Origin of the sequence: Psychrobacter sp. ANT_WB68, assembly GCF_008369115.1 — a bacterium.
GTDB lineage: Bacteria > Pseudomonadota > Gammaproteobacteria > Pseudomonadales > Moraxellaceae > Psychrobacter.
Map to the genome: position 1 here is coordinate 140,200 of NZ_VOAZ01000002.1, position 22,024 is coordinate 162,223.

The 22,024-nt window shown below is 44.0% G+C and carries 17 protein-coding genes and 1 tRNA gene; 14 read left to right on the forward strand and 4 right to left on the reverse strand.

Going from position 1 to position 22,024, the window contains the following annotated elements:
- Positions 1-176: 176 nt before the first annotated feature.
- The 6 genes from gyrA to FQ084_RS05850 all read left to right on the forward strand — a co-directional run bounded on the left by gyrA (position 177) and on the right by FQ084_RS05850 (position 8,037).
- The gene (gene gyrA / locus FQ084_RS05825) at positions 177-3,023 is read left to right on the forward strand and encodes a DNA gyrase subunit A (protein WP_149489706.1); all 2,847 of its coding nucleotides are present in this window, start codon (positions 177-179) and stop codon (positions 3,021-3,023) included.
- Positions 3,024-3,239: 216 nt separating this feature from the next.
- On the forward strand, positions 3,240-4,310 hold the full coding sequence (gene rarD, locus FQ084_RS05830; protein WP_149489707.1) for an EamA family transporter RarD: 1,071 nt from the start codon (positions 3,240-3,242) through the stop codon (positions 4,308-4,310).
- A 264-nt stretch (positions 4,311-4,574) separates the two neighbouring features.
- Positions 4,575-5,645 carry an EamA family transporter RarD gene (gene rarD / locus FQ084_RS05835; RefSeq protein ID WP_149489708.1) on the forward strand — a complete coding sequence of 357 codons (1,071 nt, stop codon included), beginning with the start codon at positions 4,575-4,577 and terminating at the stop codon, positions 5,643-5,645.
- A 216-nt stretch (positions 5,646-5,861) separates the two neighbouring features.
- Complete coding sequence (locus FQ084_RS05840) at positions 5,862-6,530, forward strand: glutathione S-transferase (RefSeq protein WP_149489709.1); 669 nt, start codon at positions 5,862-5,864, stop codon at positions 6,528-6,530.
- Between the two features lie 93 nt (positions 6,531-6,623).
- Positions 6,624-6,887: a hypothetical protein gene (locus FQ084_RS05845; protein ID WP_149489710.1), complete on the forward strand. Its 264-nt coding sequence runs from the start codon at positions 6,624-6,626 to the stop codon at positions 6,885-6,887.
- Between the two features lie 31 nt (positions 6,888-6,918).
- Positions 6,919-8,037, forward strand: coding sequence for a ribonuclease Z (locus FQ084_RS05850; protein ID WP_149489711.1), 1,119 nt, complete (start codon positions 6,919-6,921; stop codon positions 8,035-8,037).
- 13 nt (positions 8,038-8,050) lie between these two features.
- On the opposite strand, the gene FQ084_RS05855 is transcribed toward FQ084_RS05850, so the two are convergent.
- On the reverse strand, positions 8,051-9,043 hold the full coding sequence (locus FQ084_RS05855) for an ATP-binding protein (protein ID WP_149489712.1): 993 nt from the start codon (positions 9,041-9,043) through the stop codon (positions 8,051-8,053).
- A gap of 70 nt (positions 9,044-9,113) precedes the next feature.
- Here FQ084_RS05855 and FQ084_RS05860 point away from each other — a divergent pair, with 70 nt between their 5' ends.
- Positions 9,114-10,115 (forward strand): protein kinase domain-containing protein, encoded by a 1,002-nt coding sequence (locus tag FQ084_RS05860; protein WP_149489713.1) that lies wholly within the window; start codon positions 9,114-9,116, stop codon positions 10,113-10,115.
- Between the two features lie 123 nt (positions 10,116-10,238).
- On the opposite strand, the gene FQ084_RS05865 is transcribed toward FQ084_RS05860, so the two are convergent.
- From FQ084_RS05865 to FQ084_RS05875, 3 genes are all read right to left on the reverse strand, one after another.
- A tRNA-Leu gene (locus tag FQ084_RS05865) sits at positions 10,239-10,323 on the reverse strand.
- A gap of 214 nt (positions 10,324-10,537) precedes the next feature.
- On the reverse strand, positions 10,538-12,364 hold the full coding sequence (locus FQ084_RS05870; RefSeq protein WP_149489714.1) for a sigma 54-interacting transcriptional regulator: 1,827 nt from the start codon (positions 12,362-12,364) through the stop codon (positions 10,538-10,540).
- A 42-nt stretch (positions 12,365-12,406) separates the two neighbouring features.
- A complete protein-coding gene (locus FQ084_RS05875; protein ID WP_149489715.1) occupies positions 12,407-13,834 on the reverse strand; it encodes a two-component system sensor histidine kinase NtrB in 1,428 nt (475 codons plus the stop codon).
- 134 nt (positions 13,835-13,968) lie between these two features.
- Here FQ084_RS05875 and rimO point away from each other — a divergent pair, with 134 nt between their 5' ends.
- From rimO to rseP, 7 genes are all read left to right on the forward strand, one after another.
- Positions 13,969-15,543, forward strand: coding sequence for a 30S ribosomal protein S12 methylthiotransferase RimO (gene rimO / locus FQ084_RS05880; RefSeq protein WP_149489716.1), 1,575 nt, complete (start codon positions 13,969-13,971; stop codon positions 15,541-15,543).
- A gap of 194 nt (positions 15,544-15,737) precedes the next feature.
- Entirely contained in the window at positions 15,738-16,463 is a 726-nt protein-coding gene (pyrH, locus tag FQ084_RS05885) for a UMP kinase (protein ID WP_149489717.1), read from the forward strand.
- Between the two features lie 115 nt (positions 16,464-16,578).
- Complete coding sequence (gene frr, locus FQ084_RS05890) at positions 16,579-17,133, forward strand: ribosome recycling factor (protein WP_149489718.1); 555 nt, start codon at positions 16,579-16,581, stop codon at positions 17,131-17,133.
- A 241-nt stretch (positions 17,134-17,374) separates the two neighbouring features.
- Positions 17,375-18,133, forward strand: a complete 759-nt coding sequence (uppS, locus tag FQ084_RS05895) for a polyprenyl diphosphate synthase (protein ID WP_149489719.1) — start codon at positions 17,375-17,377, stop codon at positions 18,131-18,133.
- A gap of 208 nt (positions 18,134-18,341) precedes the next feature.
- Positions 18,342-19,151, forward strand: a complete 810-nt coding sequence (locus FQ084_RS05900) for a phosphatidate cytidylyltransferase (protein WP_149489720.1) — start codon at positions 18,342-18,344, stop codon at positions 19,149-19,151.
- A gap of 221 nt (positions 19,152-19,372) precedes the next feature.
- The gene (gene ispC, locus FQ084_RS05905) at positions 19,373-20,581 is read left to right on the forward strand and encodes a 1-deoxy-D-xylulose-5-phosphate reductoisomerase (protein ID WP_149489721.1); all 1,209 of its coding nucleotides are present in this window, start codon (positions 19,373-19,375) and stop codon (positions 20,579-20,581) included.
- 59 nt (positions 20,582-20,640) lie between these two features.
- Entirely contained in the window at positions 20,641-22,017 is a 1,377-nt protein-coding gene (rseP, locus tag FQ084_RS05910; RefSeq protein WP_149489722.1) for an RIP metalloprotease RseP, read from the forward strand.
- Positions 22,018-22,024: the final 7 nt, after the last annotated feature.

A 22,024-nucleotide genomic window follows, 5' to 3' on the forward strand; every position in this document is an offset into this window, starting at 1 on the left:
TTACTTTTAACAAAAACCGTATCGCCATTTTCCTATGGTTTTGATCGTTTGATGGTGCTTTTTAGAGTAGATATAGCAATCATAGTTGCGCGTTTGTGCAGCTATATTTTTGCATAAGCTGAAGCACTTTTAAGGCGCGCAATCCTTAGAGAAAGTATGTGAGTGAAGGAGTGTATATGAGCGACTCGATCAGTCCTATTGCCATCGTGGATGAATTAAAGCAGTCCTATTTGGATTATGCGATGAGCGTGATCGTCTCGCGCGCGCTGCCTGATGTGCGTGATGGGTTCAAACCGGTACACCGCCGCGTGATGTACGCGATGCATGTGCTGTCTAATGACTATAATAAAGCCTATAAGAAGTCGGCACGTGTGGTCGGTGATGTCATCGGTAAATATCACCCGCATGGCGATAGTGCGGTCTATGATGCGATTGTACGTATGGCGCAGGACTTTAGTCTGCGTTACCCTATGGTCGATGGTCAAGGTAACTTTGGTTCGATTGATGATGATCCACCGGCAGCGATGCGTTATACCGAAGTCCGTATGACCAAGCTGACTCACCAAATGCTTGCTGACTTGGACAAAGACACCGTCGACTGGGAAGACAACTACGATGGCTCTGAGCGTATGCCAAGCGTGTTGCCTGCGCGTATTCCAAACTTATTGGTCAACGGTGCAACCGGTATTGCGGTTGGTATGGCGACCAATATGGCGCCGCACAATCTAACTGAGGTGATTAATGCGTGTTTGGCTTATGCTGAAAATCCGCAAATATCTGCAGAAGAGTTGATGTCGCATATTTCAGGTCCTGACTTTCCAACGGGCGGTATTATTTACGGTCGCGCAGGTATTTTAGATGCTTATCGCACCGGTAAAGGTCGCCTGCATGTACGTGGTCGTTATATTATTGAACCGATGAGCGAGACGGGTGTGAACCGTGACCGTGAACGTATTGTCTTTACCGAAGTGCCTTATCAAACCAATAAAGCTAAGTTGATTGAGCGTATCGCTGAACTGGTACGTGACAAAAAAATCGAAGGTATTACCGAAATTCGTGATGAGTCTGATAAAGACGGCATGCGTATCGCTATTGATTTGCGTCGCGGTGAGACGGCAGAAGTGATCGTTAATAACTTGTTCCTGCAAACGCCTCTCGAATCTAGCTTTAGTATCAATATGGTGGCACTCGATAACGGTCAGCCAAAACTATTGACTTTACGCCAGCTGATTGCGGCATTTGTACGCCATCGTCAAGAAGTCGTGACGCGCCGTACGATTTATGAGCTCAATAAAGCCCGTGTTCGTGGTCATCTGCTCGAAGGTTTGGCCGTGGCACTGGCCAATATTGACGATATTATTGTGACGATTAAAGCGTCTGCTAACCGCGGCTTGGCACGTGAAAGCTTATTAAATAACACTTGGGGTTCAGGTAGCGTCGTCGCGATGCTAACTGCTGCAGGTAGCCAGTCGGTACGTCCAGATTTTATCGAAGGCGAAGATCCCAAAGCGCCGTTTGGCTTAATTGATGGTTCAGTTGAAGGTGAGCAACGTTATCGCTTATCGCTTGAGCAGGTCAATGCCATTTTAGACATGCAGTTGCATCGCCTAACCGGTCTTGAGCAAGATAAATTGACCGAAGAATATCAAGATTTACTGCGTGAAATTGCCCATTTAGAATCGATTCTTGGTGATTTTGATAAGCTGATGACGATTATCTCAAACGAGATGATTGAGATTCGTGAAAACTTCGGTGATGAGCGCCGTACGGATATCATTGATTCACGCATGGACTTCAACCGTGAAGACCTTATCCCAGAGCAGACTGTAGTAATGACAGTTTCTCGTACGGGTTATGCAAAAACTCAACCAATTGATGATTATGTCGCGCAAAAACGTGGTGGTAAAGGCAAATCTGCGACCGCGATGAAAGAAGATGATGTGATTGATCATTTAGTTGTGACATCTACGCATGCCACCGTATTATGCTTCACCGATAGCGGCCGTGTCTTTAGCTTACGTGGTTTTGAAGTACCGATTGCCAGTCGCGGTGCCCGTGGTCGTCCATTAGTGAATTTAATTGGTTTAAATCCTGATGAAACGGTTACTACGATACTGCCTATTCCAAAAATAGTAGAAGAGCTGTCGGTGAAAGGTGAGGCATCATCAACAAGCACTTTAGTAGATGGTGATGATGAGTTATTAGACGATAGCACGCAAGCAGAGCCGCCTTTTGTATTCTTTGCAACCGCCAATGGTACCGTGAAGCGTGTCGAGCTGAAACAGTTTGCTAATATTCGCTCGAACGGCTTGATTGCGGTTGGTTTAGAGGAAGGTGATAAATTGGTGAGCGCTCGTATCACCAACGGTAGCCAAGAAGTGATGCTATTTGCTTCAAGTGGTAAAGCCATTCGTTTTGATGAAAATGATGCGCGTGCCATGGGTCGTACGGCTAAAGGCGTTCGTGGTATGCGTCTGGCGGCTGATGAATTTATTAAGTCATTGGTGGTTATCGAAGATGATGTCCGCGAAATCCTCATTGCTTGTGAAAATGGCTTTGGTAAACGTACCTTTATCGATGAGTTTAATACCCAAAATCGTGGTGGTGGCGGTGTGATTGCTATTAAGACCAGTGAGCGTAATGGCGCGTTAGTTCGTGCGACCAAGGTAGATCCTGAAGATGACATCATCTTAATCTCAGACAAAGGCACCTTAGTACGTACGCCAGTTCAGCACGTTGCCAGCTCAGGTCGTAACACCCAAGGTGTGACGCTGATTCGTCTTTCAAAAGATGAGAAGCTAGTCGCTATGGCGCGTGTTGAACATGAAGAAAGCGACGATGAGCTAGTCGATGCTATGAGAGAAGATGGAACGTTTGCAGTAGACGGTCAAGAGCAAATTGATATTGATGCCGAAACTGGCAATACAGCGACGACCGATATCAATGACGTTATTGATGGTGCAAACGACGACTTAGTAGACAACGAAACATCGAATGATGAAAACACAGACGATGAAGAATAAATATCTCAGTTGTTAGCTTTTTAGTTTAGTTAGCAATACTGCTCTAGAAAAAGCCTCTGACGATATCGTTGGAGGCTTTTTTCTGAGTGCTGTTTATTTTTAAAGTTTGTTTTTTAGCTTTTAATCTATATCTCTTAGCTTTTATCTTCTAACCTTTATAAACTGGTTATAAATTATAAAAAATACTCATTAAGCGCTATTTTTAAGGCCGTTGTTATGCTTACGACCAATCAAACTTTTCAGGGAACCTTAGCAGCCGTATCATCCAGTTTTTTATTTTCATTGATGTTTTTGTTTGGGCTATTTATGTTGCCCTTAACGGGTACACAAGTGGCGTCATGGCGGGTGCTGATGATGCTGTTGAGTTTGCTTATATTGGTAAGTTTCACTAAGCAATGGCAACATGTTTTTGATTACCTGAAAACTTTAAAAACCCTGAAAGAATGGCTGATATTTATATTACCTACGCCGATATTGGGTGGGCAGATTTGGCTATTTATGTGGGGTCCTGTCAATGGTTTCGGGCTTGATGTCACCTTGGGCTACTTTTTATTGCCGCTGGTGATGATAATACTGGGGCGCTTTTTTTATCGTGAGCATATGAGCGCGCTACAGTGGACCGCAGCATTATTCGCAGCATTGGGAATTGGCTATGATATCTTTCAATATGGAACGGTATCATGGGTGACATTATTTGTATGCTTGGGTTATCCGCCTTATTATCTACTGCGGCGTAAGCTTGCCGTACCGCCGATTACCGGTTTGCTTTCAGATTTGACCTTGCTGACGCCGGTGGTGCTCATCATGCTGTATAGCAGCGGCGGCTTTAGCGTGGCGGCACAAAACATAAAGTTTTGGTATTTATTGCCGCTGCTCGGTGCTTTTAGTGCGCTTGCCATGTCGCTGACCATGGTTGCCAGTAGTAAGCTGCCAGTGTCATTATTTGGCGCACTCAGCTATGTAGAACCCATGCTGTTGTTTGTTTTGTCCATCACGGTTTTAAACCAAAGCCTCGATGAAGGCGGCTCGCTATTTATGTATGGCATGATTACTCTGGCGTTATTTATTATGATTGCTGATAGTGTCAAAGGCTATCTCATTCGCCGTCGTGATAATCGTTTACATGGCTACCGAGAGCCACAAGTAGGCGGTTTTCCTCCGCGCCGCCGTCTTATTAATCACCGCATAGAAGGCGTTTTAACCGCGCATCGCTTCCGTAAGATTCGTCGTTATCAAAAAAAGATGGATAGAGTACAGCGCAAAATAGAACAGTTAGATGGCAAATAAGCCGAGCTATTGATGCAGATTGAATAAACCAGGTATAGAAATGAATAAATGGGTTAAGTCAATGTATTGCTTATCTATTCTGACTTTGACATAATGTAAACCTTGAGATAAATACCCTATATATACCGCCTTTATCTCAGCATGATACGATTAAGTTATCAACAAAAGATTTTATAGACAGAAGGCCTCTGACGTTCGCGTCTGAGGCTTTTGTTTTTTTTCAAAATTGCCAAGGATGTGCGCTTATCTTCAAAGGCTGTTGTTATGTTTCCCACCAATCAGACATCTCAGGGCACCATCGTTGCAGTGGCAGCAAATTTTCTCTATGCATTGCTATTTTTATTTGGTCTATTGATGCAGCCATTATCGGGGACGCAAGTTGCTTCTTGGCGTGTGCTGATGATGCTATTGAGCTTGGTGCTACTGGTCAGTGTCCTTAAGCAATGGCAGCATATTTTTGATTACCTCAAAACCTTAAAGACGGCAAAAGAGTGGTTTTTATTTATCATACCCACACCGATTCTGGGCGCGCAAATCTGGATATTTATGTGGGCGCCGGTCAATGATTTGGGTCTAGAGGTGACATTAGGGTATTTCTTATACCCAATGATTATGATTATCGTGGGGCGCTTTTTTTACAATGAAGACATGACGCTGCTACAGTGGGTGGCTACTATCTGTGCTGCGCTCGGTATTGCTTATGATATCTGGCAGTATGGCGCTATTTCTTGGGCGACTTTATTTGTCTGTTTGGGTTATCCGCCTTATTATCTCCTGCGTCGCAAGCTTGCTGTGCCGCCAATTACAGGGCTTATTTCGGATTTGGTTTTATTAACGCCGGTGGTTATCATTGTCTTGTATATGAGCGGTGGTTTTGAGCTGGCGATATCTACCGACAAATTCTGGTATCTGTTGCCGCTACTGGGTATCATCAGTACAGCGGCGATGGCACTGACTATGGTCGCAAGCCAAAAGCTGCCCGTCTCGCTATTTGGCACTTTATGCTACCTTGAGCCGATATTCCTATTTATATTTTCCATCACCATTTTGCATCAAAGTATCGATGAGGGCGGCTCATTATTTATGTACGGCATGATTGTTATTGCGCTGCTGATTATGATTGCCGATAGTGCGCTTGGTTATGTGACTCGTAAGCGTGACGACCGTTTGCATGGGTACAATGAGCCACAGGTGGGCAGTTTCCCGCCACGTCGCCGTCTAAAAAATCACCGTATCAAAGGCGTGTTGACCGCGCATCGTTTTCGTAAGATTAGAAAGTATCAGCAAAGAATCGACAAGATGACGCGCAAAATTGAAGCGTTACATACCAAATAATACTTGCTGGTTAAGTAAGTTGAGTTTGACTTGGTTAGCATGATTTTTCGCTATTTCTCTACATAGTTTCTGTGTTAAAGGGGCGTCAATTGCGTTATTATCGACAGCAGTGCTGCCACGCTTAATAAATTTTATTAATACAATGCGTAGCACCAACTATAAATATTATTACTTATTCACACGATAACTTAATAATTTTAATAACTAGGATGGTTTATGTTACACCTTCATCATTTAGCAAACTCACGCTCGTTTCGTATTATTTGGCTATTAGAAGAACTTGGCGTCGACTATCACCTGACGTGCTATGAGCGCAATAAAGCTTACCGCGCACCTGACAGCTTAAAAAAAATACATCCGCTCGGTCATGCGCCCATGTTAGAGGTAAACGACCGTGTGCTCATCGAGTCAGGATTTATCATCGAGTATTTGATTAAGCATTACGACACTGAGAAGCAATTCAAGCCTGCGGATGATAATGAAACAGCGTGGGAAGCTTATACGTTTTGGCTTCATTTCGCTGAAGCATCAGTGATGCCGCTATTGGTCATGCGTTTGGTATTTACCAAAGTGGTTGATCAGTCACCCATGCTCATCAAGCCTGTCAGTAAAAGCATTCGCAATCAAGTCGAAAAAAGCATGATAAGCAAAAGTTTAGATACCATATTGGCTATGATGGAGAAGCATTTGCAAGACAATCATTGGTTTGCCGGGGCTGAATTTAGTGCCGCTGATATTCAAATGCATCTTGCGGTAGTCGGTGCCAATGCTGGTGCCGGTTTAGATAGCAGTAAATATGCCAATATCTTAAACTGGCTTAAACGCTGTGAAGAGCGTGATGCCTTTAAGCGTGCAGAAGAAAAGGGCGGTCGTTTGAAGTTCTAAACGCGGCACATTTAATTATTAATAAATTATTAATTTGATATGACAATAAAAGGTTTTGTTTATTCATAGACAAAACCTTTTTTAGGATAAAAAATGACAGACTTGGATAAATCAAATAACAAAAATACCGATACCGATATTGTTGCTCAACAAGCGCTGAATACTGCCAACGGTCATGTGCCTAGTCAGCAAGTATCGATCAAAGCATGGTCACAAAAATTGCTCGTAGTGATTCTATGCATCGCCAGCTTTTATGGCGGCTGGAAATCTTATGAGTCCAATATGGTCAATGAATGCACTGCCAATGGCGGGAAAATGATTGAAGGTCAAAGGACCATGATATGTCAGTCGTTATAGAGCATAAGTATTTAGATAGAAGAGCTCGTCCATGTTAAAACTAACCTTTTTGGGCACCTCAGCAGGCGTGCCAACTAAGCAGCGTAACGTCACGGCATTGGCAGTTGAATGCCTCAATCCTTATAGCTCAGGGACAAATCAACAGCAAAACAAAAAGTCGCGTCCTTGGGTTTTGATTGATTGCGGTGAAGGCACTCAGCAGCAGCTATTACATACCAAGTTATCTTTGCATCAACTGACTGCCATTTGTATTACTCATGTGCATGGCGACCATTGTTATGGTTTGCCAGGGCTGCTGGCGAGTGCGGCAATGTCAGGACGTACCGCACCGCTGATGCTTCTTGCCCCAAAAGCAATTGAGGCGCTACTTGAGGCGATTACCTTAACGACAGAACTATACTTTCCGTTTGCCATTAACTTTATGGCGATAGAAGATTTGCTGCCTGAGCCAGATAGTAAAAATAAAGGCCAGGTAACGATCGGTTTAGACAATCAACATCAGCTTGTCATAGATATTCATCCCTTATCTCATCGCGTCGCTTCTTATGGCTTTGGTCTCACGCAGGCTATCAGCCGTCGCACCCTTAATACAAACAAACTGACAGTCGATGGCATCCCAGCAAGCGCACTGTGGGGCAAACTGCAACAGGGCAACGATGTTATGACCGAAGACGGTCGCAAGCTTCGTTCAGTGGATTATGTCGATAATGAGAGTCAGTGTACAAAGGTAGTAGTTGCTGGAGATAACGATACGCCAGAGTGTCTTAGCGCTGCGGTAGTCGATGCCGATTTACTGGTGCATGAAGCCACTTATACCAATGACGTGTTAAATAAGATTCAGGCAAAAAAACCAGACTTTGACCCGATGCATAGTAGCGCGCAATTGGTAGGCAGATTTGCACAGAGTATCGGGCTAAAAAACTTGATTTTAACCCATTTTAGTGCCCGTTATCAGGGCTTTGATGACCGAAATAGCAGTACGCCAAATATGGGGCATATTCGATTAGATGCCGACAGTGTTTATCAAGGCAATTTATGGTTGGCAGCAGATTTTGACCAATATATGGTAAATGGTGCAGCGGAATTAGCAGATGGAAAAGAGAATAGCCGCGTGCAGTATCTAGGCGCTGCACGCGATGAAAGAAAATAACTTCAATTAAGTTTTATGATTGACTGTCTTCAGCTGCCAAGCGTGTCTGTCCTATCCAATAGCGGCTGAACTGATATGCTACTCGCCCCGAACGTCCACCGCGCTCTGATGCCCAACGTAATGCAGCTGCTCTGATATAATCAGGTAGTGTATTATTTGTTGTTTCAATATCAGCTTCTTTCATATCATTTACTTCACCGTCACTGACTTTGACATCATTCGCATTATCTAGAGTTTGTTTGGCCGAAAGTGATAAATAATGGCGCACGATGTGTAAATAAGTATTTTGATCCATTGGATGAAATGACAACCATAACCCAAAGCGATCAGATAGCGATACCGTCTCATCAATGGTTTCGTAAGGGTTAACCTCATCGGTTTGACCATTATAAATATTGACGTTATCTTTCATCAGCTGTGGCAAGAGGTGGCGGCGGTTACTGGTGGCATAGACCAATAACTTGTCTTGCTCTGAGTCTATCGAGCCGTCCAGCACGCTTTTTAACGTTCGATAACTCTCGTCTTGACCGTTAAATGCCAAATCATCGCAGTACACCACATAGTGACAACCACAATCCGCTGGCAAAGCATTAATGGCGGCGCGAATCTTATCAAGTACCCGCAGGTCATCACGGGCAATTTCAATAATACGCAGCCCTTCGTTATGGTAGGCTTGTAGCAATGCTCTAATCAGCGACGATTTACCGGCGCCGCGTGTCCCTGTCATCAGCACGTGATTGGCAGGATGGCCTTTTAGGAATTGTCGCGTGTTTTGTACCAGTTTTGACTTTTGCGTATCGATACCATGCAAGTCATCTAAACTTAAAAACAGATTGACCGCTAACGGCTCTAAATATCCAGTCTGCCCACCGACCCAGCGGTAGGCAAGCTGCGCAGGATCAATGTTGATAGTTGGCGTGACTTGCTCTTGCAGGTACTGTCCGAGCAAATCTAATAAATGGTCGGGCAGGGCATAACTCATAACGGGCTTGGGTAATTGAGACATAATACTTGGTTACTCATAAAGAATTAAGATGACATTTGGTATATTAGATACATAGAGGTATCACTTTATCATGAGAAATAGTGCCAGCATTCCCTCTACAATACAAGCAGGTGCAAAACAAGCCTTACAAAGGCACGCACAGCAAATACTGCCAGCATTGACGGCTCTATTCTCAGACTTGAATTATAGTGAGATAGCGCATCAGCGTATCAGCCAGCAAAGTAATAGTGGCGAGGTATTTTACCAAGGTTTAACGTGCGCCCAGCATCCACAGTTTGCGACTGTGATGATTAAATGGCAGTTAAGTATTGATGCCAATCAAAACTCGGCTGATTTAATCCATGAAGCTGGCATTTTAAGATCGATAAATAGTTTATCGAACAATCAGAATGGTGTTGCCGCTATCGCACCACCAATACTCGCCTATGACAACCTAAGGGTGCAGATCTTAGCGCAGTCTTTGCCACTGACAATACTTGTTATGCCTTATTATCCAAATGGGAACTTGGCAACTCAGCTTAATTCTCGAAACCACCTATCATTAACCGCTCAAAAAAAGCATCGTTTCATCGTGCAAGCTACCCATCTCGTAGCCAACCTACATAACGCTGGCTGGCTACATAATGATATTAAGCCCAGTAACATTTTGCTAGATGGTTCCATGCAAAATCATGCGGATAATAGCCGTATTACGTCTGATGTATTGTTGACTGATTTTGCCCTAGCAGAAGGTCTTAATGCACCAATCTTGGCAAGCCCTGCGGGTACACCAGCGTATCTCGCACCTGAGCGCTGGCAAGGGTACGCTGCAACACTACAGTGCGATATCTACGCATTTGGGATAATGGTTTATGAGATATTAACGGGCATGCGACCATTTAATATTGCCAATCAACGTAGCGAGCCGTTAAAAGAATGGGCAATTCAGCATTGCCAACAGCCTGTTCCGACCTTGTCATTAGAGTATAGTCGCTATCAAGACATAATTGATAAAGCATTGACAAAGCGCGTAGAGAAAAGGTATCAGAGTATGGATGAGATACTTTTGGATTTAGAAAGTATGGGAAAGTAATTGAGCTAAAAAACTGACGTTAAAAACATAAATCAGCCGAACGTTAAATGCAAAAAAATAGACGAAAAAAAACCTGCTAAAAAGCAGGTTTTAATATTTGGTCTAAGATGTACTATCCGAAAATGGTGGGGCTGGAGAGACTCGAACTCTCACACCTTGCGGCGCCAGAACCTAAATCTGGTGCGTCTACCAATTCCGCCACAGCCCCATTTTCGTTACTCTATCATCAAAAGCAGTTAAATTCAAATGCTATCAAGATAGTTAACTGATTCGGTAGTGCGTCTCAGTGGTTGGCTATTATATAGAGTTTGAATGGTTTGGCAAGCCCTATTTGTGATTATTTTTAATTATTTGGCAATTAATTTTAATGATTTCTATAAATTATTGATATTACTAATATTTTAATTCGGCAGTTTGTGGTTTTAATTCCAATTATTTGGCGTTTCTGATGCGGTAATCCCTAATTGCTGCAATTTACGCGTCAAAGTATTGCGTCCCCAACCAAGTAAGTTAGCGGCTGCTATCTTTTTGCCACCACTATGGTTTAAAGCAGCCTTAAGCAACACACGTTCAAATTCTGGCGTTGCGGTTTGCAAAATATCTGTTTCACCAGTTTGCAGAGACTGCTCAGCCCATATGGCAAGTGCCTGCTGCCAACTCTGGTTTTCATTAGTTTGGCTGACTTGATTGTTTTGAACGTTTTGCTTGTTTTGATTGGGACTATACACGCCATCACTGTGCTGCTGATTTTGAGTGGTTTCTATTACGGAAAGATTTTGCTGTGGATGCGGTTCTTGAAGCGAGAGCGTATTTTCAAGCATCTCTGGTGGTAAGTCCTCGACCATGACAGTGTCGCCCGTTGCCATCACGGTCAACCAAAGGCAGACATTTTCAAGTTGACGGACATTGCCACGCCACTCAAAAGATTGCATCACCTGTAGCGCCGTGGAGTGCAATTGCTTCTCTGTGCTATTCATCTGTTTAGCGGCGCGCTGCATAAAGTAGGTAGCTAATGCTGGAATGTCTTCAGGTCGCGTTCGTAATGGCGGTAAGGGTAGGCGAATCACATTGAGGCGATAAAATAAATCCTCACGGAATTTGCCTTGTTTGACGAGCGCTTCCAAATTTTGATGGGTGGCGGCAATGATGCGCACATCTACTTTGACCGGTTGTTGTCCGCCCACACGAAAAAACTCACCATTGGCCAGTACGCGCAGCAAACGCGTTTGGGTGCTATAGGGCATGTCACCGATTTCATCTAAGAATAGCGTCCCGCCGTCAGCTTGCTCAAAACGACCTTGCCTAGTCGTCGTTGCGCCAGTAAACGCGCCTTTTTCATGACCGAATAACTCAGATTCAATCAAATCATGTGGAATTGCTGCCATATTAAGAGCAATAAAAGGTTGCTGCGCTCGCGGAGAGTGCTCGTGGAGTGCGCCTGCAACCAACTCTTTACCCGTACCTGATTCACCAGTAATCAGAACGGTAATAGGTGAGTGTGCTAAACGTCCAATAGCGCGAAACACTGTCTGCATGGCTTGTGATTGACCAACAATACCGCTGGGATTGTTATTAGCATTGCTTTTAAATTCAGCGTTATTTTTGGTAGTTTTATTAGGCTTACTGATAGTATCAATCTTGCTAACAGGTTTAATCGGTTGCTTTATCTTATTGCTGTTTTTTGAATAAGCATTGGTTTTTGAGATGGTCTCAGATGGAGTGTCAGTTATTATATCGGTAGCAGGCTCATTTGACTGATTTACTAGCTCCTTATTCGGCTGATAATTAATGGCTTTATAAATCGTGGCGACCGCGTCATCTAAATCAAAGGGCTTGGGCAGATATTCAAATGCCCCAGTTTGATAGCTACTGATCGCAGAAGTAAGATCAGAGTGAGCTGTCATAATGACAATTGGCAGCTTAGGAAAATGCTTATGTACCCAATCACTAAACGATAAACCATCCATCATCGGCATACGAATATCGGTCAATATCACATCTGGTAGTTGGTCGGCTGCTTCGTGCTGTTGCAAAACATCGTTAAGGCGTGTCCACGCTGCTTGCGCATGGGTAAAGCTAATAACGTTGAGACCGGCATCCTCAAAAGTATCTGCCAATACCAAACGCAGCGCCGCATCATCATCTATAAGCCATAACGTTGCTGGATTATCATTAGGCGCGTTATTCACGGTGACCCTTGAAATTTGCTCATTGCTCGTAAGGTGTTGAGTATCATTATACTGAGTCATGTGTTTCGCCTAATAAGCAGTGAGAGGAGGGAAGTGGCAGCATTAACTGGCAGCGATTGGCTGCTGAAAAGGTAGGTAAAGGGTAAAGCGGGTCTGACTGTTGTTGTAATTATAACTGGGATTATCGCTTTGTGATGAATTTGAGCTGACGTCAATCATACCATGATGGCGGCTGATGATATCTTGTACGATAGATAAACCAAGACCCGTACCTGCTGCTCGGCTGGTCACCATCGGGAAAAATATTTGACCAATCAGCGCGGCATCTATCCCTGACCCATTATCAGTAATGGTGATTTGCAAGACTTGTTTGTGCTGCTGGCTACCGATGGTATGTTGAAAGGCAACACGCGTTTGAATATGCAGCTTGGGTTGATAGCCATCATCAATGTCAAGATTATTCAGCGGAGTATCTGATGTTAATTGACTGGGTACGGCTGGCATGTTTTGCTGCAGTGTTTGCTCAAACTCAGTCATCGATTCACAAGCATTATTAATGAGGTTTAAAAAAACTTGGATTAATTGATCTTTATCAGCGCATAACTCAGGCAATGACAAATCATAATCACGCTGTAGCACTACTTCTGGATATTGATTAACTATTAAGGCTAGAACATGCTCTAGCGGCTCATGAATATTTAGCATTTGCCAGTTTGGTAACTGACTTGAGCCAAGCAGTTGTCCAATCAACTGGGTCAAACGATCGGTCTCTGAAATAATGATATCGGTATAATTTCGGAGCTTTGCCGCGTTTTTTTGCAGGTTGTTATTATGGTTTAAATCAGCACTTTCATTGCTAATAGTGTTGATAGCCTCTCCGTCAAAAAAAGAGGTGTTACTAAGTTTAATAAATTGCCGCTGTAATAATTGCGCGGCACCGCGAATACCAGCCAATGGATTTTTTATCTCATGGGCGACCGAACGCAGCATATGACGGGCAACGCTGTATTGTTGCTGCTGTCGTTGCTCCTCCGAGATACGACTTTGGCGATCTTTACCCCACATCTCAATAATGAAATAAGGCTGCTGCTCGTAGACGACAGGCGTTACGCTATAATCTACTAATAGCGTTAGTCCGCCATTTAGCTGGGTGTGTATGAGGTGGTCATGATCGATAAAGGGTTGTTGATATTGCTTTGCCTGCGTAAAGCGCTCCGTTAGCGGGCAGGTTTGCTTATCGGTATTTTCATCAAAACCGTTATCGACAGCATTACTATCTAAATCGCCATTATCGGCATTGTTATCATTAGGGTTGGCGCTATCTGTTGATTTCAATTCTTCAGGTGCCAGCAGTGTCAATATGGATTGATTAAGTAAGCGTCCACTGCTGATAGCTAATATTTGTTCCGCTTGGGCATTTAGCCAAGTGATAGACAGCTCGTCATTGATCCATAAGATAGCCGTGAATAAATGCTGTGATATAAATACCAAATCTGGCGTCGGTTTTGCTGTAATCAAATCAGCTGTCATGAGTGCTGCCTAGAGTAAAGAGGTGCGCAAGATAATATTTAACCATAAATCAACACTATAGAGCGGCAAAACTGGCGGTTTTTGCAAAAAAAACGTACAATGCGCACAGCCATTTTTCTCTAGCAAGGTCAGCCATGCCCAAAATTTCTACCGAGTCGGTTAATACGACTGTTACCACCTCACAGACAGCTTCTACTGCCCCAAAAGACACTGCCACCATCTTTAATCCTGCTAAGTCGACAGCAACACCCGCGCAAAGCTCGACCGACAGTGTTCAGCCTTACCACCATAAAGCTAACCACAATCAAAATCGCAGCATTGAGCAAAGTAGCCATTTAAATTCAGCTTCTTCATCTGCGCCAGTGAACGCAGCACCGAAGATTGGTTTTGTGTCGCTCGGTTGCCCAAAGGCACTAGTGGATAGTGAACGCATCATCACAGAGCTTAGCCGTGATGGCTATCAAGTTGCGAGCGACTACGAAGGCGCTGACTTAGTGGTGGTCAATACTTGCGGCTTTATCGAGTCAGCGGTACAAGAGTCGCTTGACGCCATCGGTGAGGCTATCAGCAAAAACGGTAAAGTTATCGTTACAGGTTGCTTAGGTAAAGAAGCGGAAAAAATTCGTGCCATGCACCCAGCCGTGCTAGCCGTGACGGGTGCGCATGCTTATGATGAAGTGATTACGGCAGTAGCGCAGCATGTGCCTAGACCAAACCGCAGTCAGGATGCTAATTATGATCCAAAAATAGATTTGATTAATGAGGCGGGTATCAAATTGACCCCAAGCCATTATGCTTACCTCAAAATATCGGAAGGTTGTAACCATCGCTGTACTTTCTGCATTATTCCAAGCCTACGCGGTGATTTGGTCTCACGTCCGATTGATAGTGTGATGAATGAAGCGATGGCGCTTAAAAATGCTGGCGTGAAAGAGTTGCTTATTATCTCGCAGGATACCTCTGCTTATGGGTTAGATTTGAAGTATAAGACCAGCTTTTGGAATGGTATGCCGCTAAAGTCGAAATTTTATGACTTATGCCAAGCGTTAAATGATTTGGGTATTTGGGTGCGTTTGCACTATGTTTATCCGTATCCTCACGTGGACAAAGTCGTTGAATTGATGGGTGAGAAGAAGCTATTGCCTTATCTCGATATTCCCTTCCAACATGCTAGCCCGCGTATCCTAAAAGCCATGAAACGTCCAGCACATAGCGAAAACACCTTGGCACGTATCAAAGCGTGGCGTGAGATTTGCCCTGATATCGTCATTCGCTCAACCTTCGTTGTTGGCTTCCCCGGTGAGACAGAAGAAGATTTCCAATGCCTACTTGATTGGTTGGTCGAAGCTCGCCTTGATCGCGTTGGTGCATTTACTTATTCAGAAGTCGAAGGTGCGGTCGCCAATGACTTGCCAAATCATGTACCTGAAGATATTAAGCAAGAACGCTATGAGCGTTTGATGACGCTACAACAGGACATCTCAGCACAAAAACTACAAGAAAAAGTTGGTAAAACCTTGATAGTTTTGGTCGATGAGATTGATAGTGAAGAAGGGATTGCGATTTGTCGTAGCTATGCGGATGCACCAGAAATTGATGGTCATGTGTATGTTGATGAGATTACCCCTCAAGTCAAAGTTGGACAGTTCTTGACAGTCACTATCGATGACGCCAGTGAGTATGATTTGTTTGCCAGTTATAAAGGCTAAGCAGTCACTACAATAGGCGCGTGAAAATTGCCCAATCGTGGGCAGTTTTTGCTACAATTAGCGCAATTTAGCCTTTTTACACGTTTGTCATCAGTGGTAGTGCTTTTATGGCATTTCGAGTCAGTTCAAAGGCGAACTCTATTTGTGTTTTACCGCTCATTTTACTTATAATTTAATGCTAACAAGGTGCCCTCATGTCTGACAAAAACCCGCGTTACTCTCGTATCTTGCTGAAACTCTCTGGCGAAGCCTTAGCTGGTGGCAAGGAGATGGGAATTGATACCGAAGTGCTCGATAAGATGAGCTTGTCTATCGCCCACTTGCGTGGACTTGGGGTGCAAGTCGGTATCGTCGTTGGCGGTGGTAACTTATATCGCGGTGCGCAGCTACAAAAAGAAGGCTTGGTCGGTCGGGTTACTGGTGACCAGATGGGTATGCTAGCCACTGTGATGAATGGTCTGGCCATGCGTGATGCCCTTGAGCGCCGCAACATCAAAACCCGTTTGATGTCAGCCTTGCCAATCGGTGAAGTCACTGAAAGCTATAGCAGTCGTAATGCCATCCGTTATTTAAAAAACGGCGAAGTTTGTATCTTTGTTGCGGGTACTGGTAACCCTTTCTTTACCACCGATACTGCCGCTTGCTTACGTGGTATCGAAATCGAAGCGGGTTTGATTTTAAAAGCGACCAAAGTAGATGGCGTTTACGATAAAGACCCCAGCTTACATGCCGATGCCAAAAAATATGATGGTTTAACCTTTGATGAGGTGCTTGAGCAGAAACTTGGCGTTATGGATTTAACAGCGATTGCCTTATGCCGTGAGCACAATGTACCGCTACAAGTATTTGATATGACCAAGCCCAACGCATTGTTAAACGTCATTATGGGCGAAAACGAAGGTACCCGCGTTTATCATTAAGCCCCCGCTTCATCATGAGTATGAAATCACTGATGTGGTCAGCATTAATATTTGAATAAGCTTTATACCTAACAATAATGAATGATTTATCGGTATCGATAAATAAGGATACATAATGATTAATGAGATTAAGAAAGACGGCGAAGCACGCATGCAAAAAACCTTGGAAGCGCTTGAGAGTACCTTTAGTAAGGTACGTACCGGACGGGCTCATCCAGGAATGTTATCAGGTGTGATGGTCAGCTATTACGGTGCAGATACGCCATTGAATCAAGTGGCGAGCGTCAACGTCGAAGATTCACGCACGCTATTGGTGCAGCCTTTTGAGCGTACTATGGTTCAAGCAATTGACAAAGCCATCCGCGAAGCAGACTTAGGCTTAAACCCGATGACAGCTGATGTGATTCGTGTGCCGATGCCAGCGTTAACAGAAGACACACGCCGTGACATGCAAAAGCTTGCCCGTAGCGAAGCTGAAAACAGCCGCGTTTCTATTCGTAATATCCGCCGCGATATGATGAATGATATTAAAGAATTGGCGAAAGAGAAAGAGATTTCAGAAGATGATGAGCGCCGCGCCAGTGATGACATTCAAAAAATCACTGATAAATATATTGAAACGATTGATAGCCGCTTAAGCAAAAAAGAAAGCGATTTGATGGAAGTGTAAAAGCGACCTTTCTCTTCTTCTATTGAAAGACGACATTTTATTCATATTCCTTTTCTAAAAATCAACAGTCAATATTGCATGGTTATTGGCTGTTGATTGTCGTATATAGAGCCAAGTCATTATTAAAGCATTTATTTTATAGCGGCTTTCTAATAAGCCCATGGCAAATAAGCACTATATTTTTTAAGAGGCTATAGCGCGCCTTATAATTACTTTATCCAAACAACCAACAAGTCAGCCTATGTCTAATCCCACTGCTTTAGCTTCAGATCTACTTCCTCGTCATATTGCTATCATTATGGATGGCAATAACCGTTACGGTAAAATCAATCATTTAGGCGAAGGTCAAGGGCATATCGCTGGCAAAGACGCGCTAGACCCTGTTGTCGAATACTGCGTCAGTACTGGCATTGAAGTCTTGACGGTATTTGCCTTTTCCAGTGAGAATTGGCAACGTCCACCGAGTGAGGTAGCACTGCTGATGCAACTATTGCGCTTAACCATCAATGAACAAATGCCACGTATGCAGCAGTATCGCATTCGCCTACGTTTTATTGGTGACCGCGGCCAGCTTAGTGAAGATTTGCAAGCATTAATGGCAGATGCTGAGGCAAAAACAGCTGACTTTACAGCGATGACCTTGGTAATCGCTATTAGCTATGGTGGTCAGTGGGATATTGCGCATGCTGCCAAACAGTTGGCACAGCAAGTAGAGGCAGGGCAGTTACGAGCTGAGGATATCGATAAGGAAATGCTCGGTGAATATGTTCAATTAGCAGATACACCAGCAGTAGATATGTTGGTACGGACTGGTGGCGAATACCGTCTGTCTAATTTTTTATTGTGGCAATCTGCCTATGCCGAATTGTTCTTTACCCAAACCCTATGGCCAGACTTTAAAGTCAGTGAGCTGGCAACGATGATAGCAGAGTTCGCCCAACGTCAACGCCGCTTTGGTAAAACGAGCGAACAAGTAGTGACAGAGCAACAGACGCGTTAATAAAACTTAAGCTGAGCACTGCAGCCTCTAATCGATTTAAAATAGTTTGTTAAAACGTGCTAGAGATTCGAATTACACTTGTTTGGTAAATGATAAGCTGTTTTAATGAGCGTTAATCATAATTAATGGGCTATTTGATTCACTGTTCTAGTTCATCGTTATGATGCATTTTGACCAAATATTCTTCGTTATATAAGGCTCGATAAGTATGTGGCAACGAATTAAGACGGCAATTGTTCTCGTTATTATCGTTGGTATTGCAATGTTTGCGAGCCAAACCCCTATTTTATTTGCACCGTTGCTAGCGATTGGCGTCATTATCGCCGCCCATGAATGGACGAAACTGATGCCAAAATGGCGCCAACCTGCGCTATTTGTGCTCTTGGTTTTGGTATTGACCCTAGTATCGCTGATGTTTAAAGTGACCTGGCTGTTTTGGTGGGTGGCTTCAGTTGTCATCTGGTTAATGGCGCTGTCTTGGGTACGGGTTTTTCCAACTCATACCAATTGGTATGGTAAGAAATTAGCATTGATGGGTGCGGTGATATTAACCGCTGCCATTACTGCCATGTTTTACTTATGGCAGCTTTCAGCATGGTGGCTGCTCTATGTGTTCTTACTGGTATGGTGTGCCGATAGTGGCGCTTACTTTGTTGGGCGTAAGCTCGGTCGCCGCAAGATGGCACCAAATGTCTCACCCAATAAGAGCATGGAAGGACTGGCAGGCGGATTAGTCACAGGTTTAATTGTGGTTATCGTCATTAGTGTCTTTAAACTACAACTGACTGGCGTGCCATTAATCGCTTTTGTGGCATTGTCGGCGTTGACTATTTTAGCCTCTGTACTGGGTGATTTGTTTGAGTCTATGCTAAAACGCCGCGCTAACGTCAAAGACTCTGGAACGATTTTACCTGGTCACGGCGGTGTATTAGACCGTATTGATTCGCTATTATCTGCCACACCGATATTTGCACTGGGTTTTTGGGCAATACAGAAGCTTGGCTTAATCCTAGTATAAGAGAAAAAAGCTATTATACTGTCAGTGATAAGATTGTAAGTTAGCAAACTAAGACTAGTAGGCTAAAAAGAGGTAAAGGCTATTTTATAACCACTAAGTCGCCTTGATGCTGTGATCCTATTGGTTAGATTTTATTTATCATGATAAATGGCTGACGCGCTTTAAGTCTGGTATGTATGCTCTTTATTTCTCATTTAATTTTCCCTGTATTATAGGCACAAATGGTTATGACCCAACGCATCGCCGTACTAGGCGCGACAGGCTCGATTGGCGATAGCACGTTAGCAATTTTGGCGGCGCAACCACAGAACTATGAAGTTTATGCCTTATCAGGCTACCACCGTTTAGATAAGTTGTTAGCGCTCTGCAAGCAGTTTTTGCCCAAACGTGTCAGTGTGCCGACAGCAGCGGTCGATGATTTCGCTCAGCGTCTTAGCGCAGCAGGTCTCGATATCAACGTAGTCGGCGGTGAAGCAGGTCTGATCGATATTGCGACTGACACGCAAACTGATACCGTGGTTGCGGCCATCGTAGGCGCAGCAGGTCTGCCTTCTACCTTAGCTGCTGCACGAGCAGGAAAGCGTATCTTACTGGCTAACAAAGAAGCGCTGGTGATGGCAGGGAAAGTCATGATTAATGCGGTTAAAATTCATCATGCCACCTTGTTACCGTTAGATTCAGAACACAATGCCATTTTTCAGTGTTTGCCATTAGCAATTCAGCAAGACAACACCCAAGTGCATCAGCCAAATCATGGTGTGCGTAAATTATGGCTAACGGCGTCTGGCGGACCTTTTTTGCAGCAGTCATTTGTGCAGATGCAGCAAGCTAGCGTCGCTGAAGCAGTCAAACATCCAAATTGGTCAATGGGTCAAAAAATATCGGTCGACTCGGCAACTATGATGAATAAAGGGCTTGAATTAATCGAAGCCTGCCATTTATTTGATTTGCCAGAAAATAAGATAAATGTCGTCATTCACCCACAAAGTATTATCCACTCAATGGTAGAATATAGCGATGGCAGTTTCTTAGCGCAGCTCGGCAGTCCTGATATGAAGACTCCAATTGCCCATGCACTCAGTTATCCTGACCGTATCGATAGCGGCTCGCAGCCATTAGATTTATTTGCCCTAAGTGCACTTGAATTTATTGAACCTGATTTACAAAAATTTGCTTGTTTGCGTTTGGCAAGGCAGGCGATGCAAGCGGGTACACAGGCAACGATTGTGCTAAATGCCGCCAATGAGATTGCGGTTTCCGCATTTTTAAATGGGCAGATTCGTCTAACAGATATTGCGGATATTAATGAGCAAGCATTGGATGAGATACAAGTGCCGTTATTAAATGAAACGGCCGATATTGAAGACATTTTGTCGATTGATAGCCTAGCGCGTCAGCATACCGATAAGCTGGTGGCAAAGTTGGCGTAGTCTTCTTAAAAGTCAGCTATTTGACAAACGATGTTAAAAGATATTACTGAGAAAAGATCATGACGTTTTTATTAACGCTGCTTGCGGCAATATTTGTCTTAGGTCCGCTCATTGCCTTACATGAGTGGGGCCATTACATTGTGGCGCGTCTTTGCGGCGTTAAAGTGCTGACGTATTCGATTGGCTTTGGTCCTAAACTCTTTGGGTGGACCAGCAAAAAAAGCGGTATTGACTATCGCATTTCGGTATTACCACTTGGTGGTTATGTTAAAATGCTTGATGAGCGTGAAGGCGAGGTGGCAAAAAATGAGCTGCACTTAGCCTTTAATCGTCAGCATCCGCTCAAAAAAATTGCCATTGTCGCCGCCGGCCCTATCATGAATTTTGTCATCGCTATTGCGCTGTTTTGGGTGTTATTTATGACCCCATCAGAGCAACTAGCGACAAAGATTGGGCAAGTATTACCGGATACCCCAGCAGCGATGGCGCAGTTGCCCGTTGGTGATAAAATCGTTGCAATTGATGGTCATGACGTGCAGACGTGGGAAGGTATTAACTATCGTCTGGCGGGGCGCATGGGTGAGACTGATAATGTGAGTATCACTCTACAATCAGAAACACAAAGTAATAACGCTACCAAGACCTACCAAGCCCCTATCAAAGAGTTTATGCAAGGCGCAGCGCAAGGCAAAGATGCCTTATCGAGCTTCGGCATGATACCGTGGCAGCCGCAGATTGAACCAGTGGTTGGTGATTTAACGCCTGATGGCGCAGCTACTCGCCAAGGTTTACAGGTCGGTGACCGCATCACTGCCATTAACGGTGAGGAAATCAAAGACTGGATCAGTGCCACGCGTATCATTCGTGATAGCCCTGAGGTATTGCTTAATTTTACCGTATTACGTGACGGAAAACTGGTCCAGTTATCCATCATGCCACAAGGTAAAAAAGACAATTTAGGTAACGATTACGGTCAAATTGGTGCTATGGTGGCACAGTCTAAGATTGTGATTCCTGATGCCTACAAAACTACGGTCGTTTACGGTCCAGGCGAGTCACTGGTGAAGTCATTTGAGAAAACCGAACAGTTAGCGGTTATGACCGTGAGCTCGATGGGCAAGATGCTGTCAGGCATAATTGGTTTAGAGAATTTATCAGGTCCTATTACTATTGCAAAAGTTGCCAAACAAAGCTTTGATATTAGCTGGCAGATGGTATTGTCAACGGCAGCTTTGATTAGTTTAAGCCTTGCAGTATTGAATCTTTTACCCATTCCAGTGTTAGATGGTGGCCATATTGTCTATTACCTTATCGAGCTGATACGCGGTAAGCCCCTCTCTGAAGGCGTGCAAATGGTCGGCTTGAATATCGGTTTACTCTTGCTGGCAGGTTTCATGGTGTTAGCAATTGGTAATGATATCAGTCGGCTGTTTTGACAAGTAA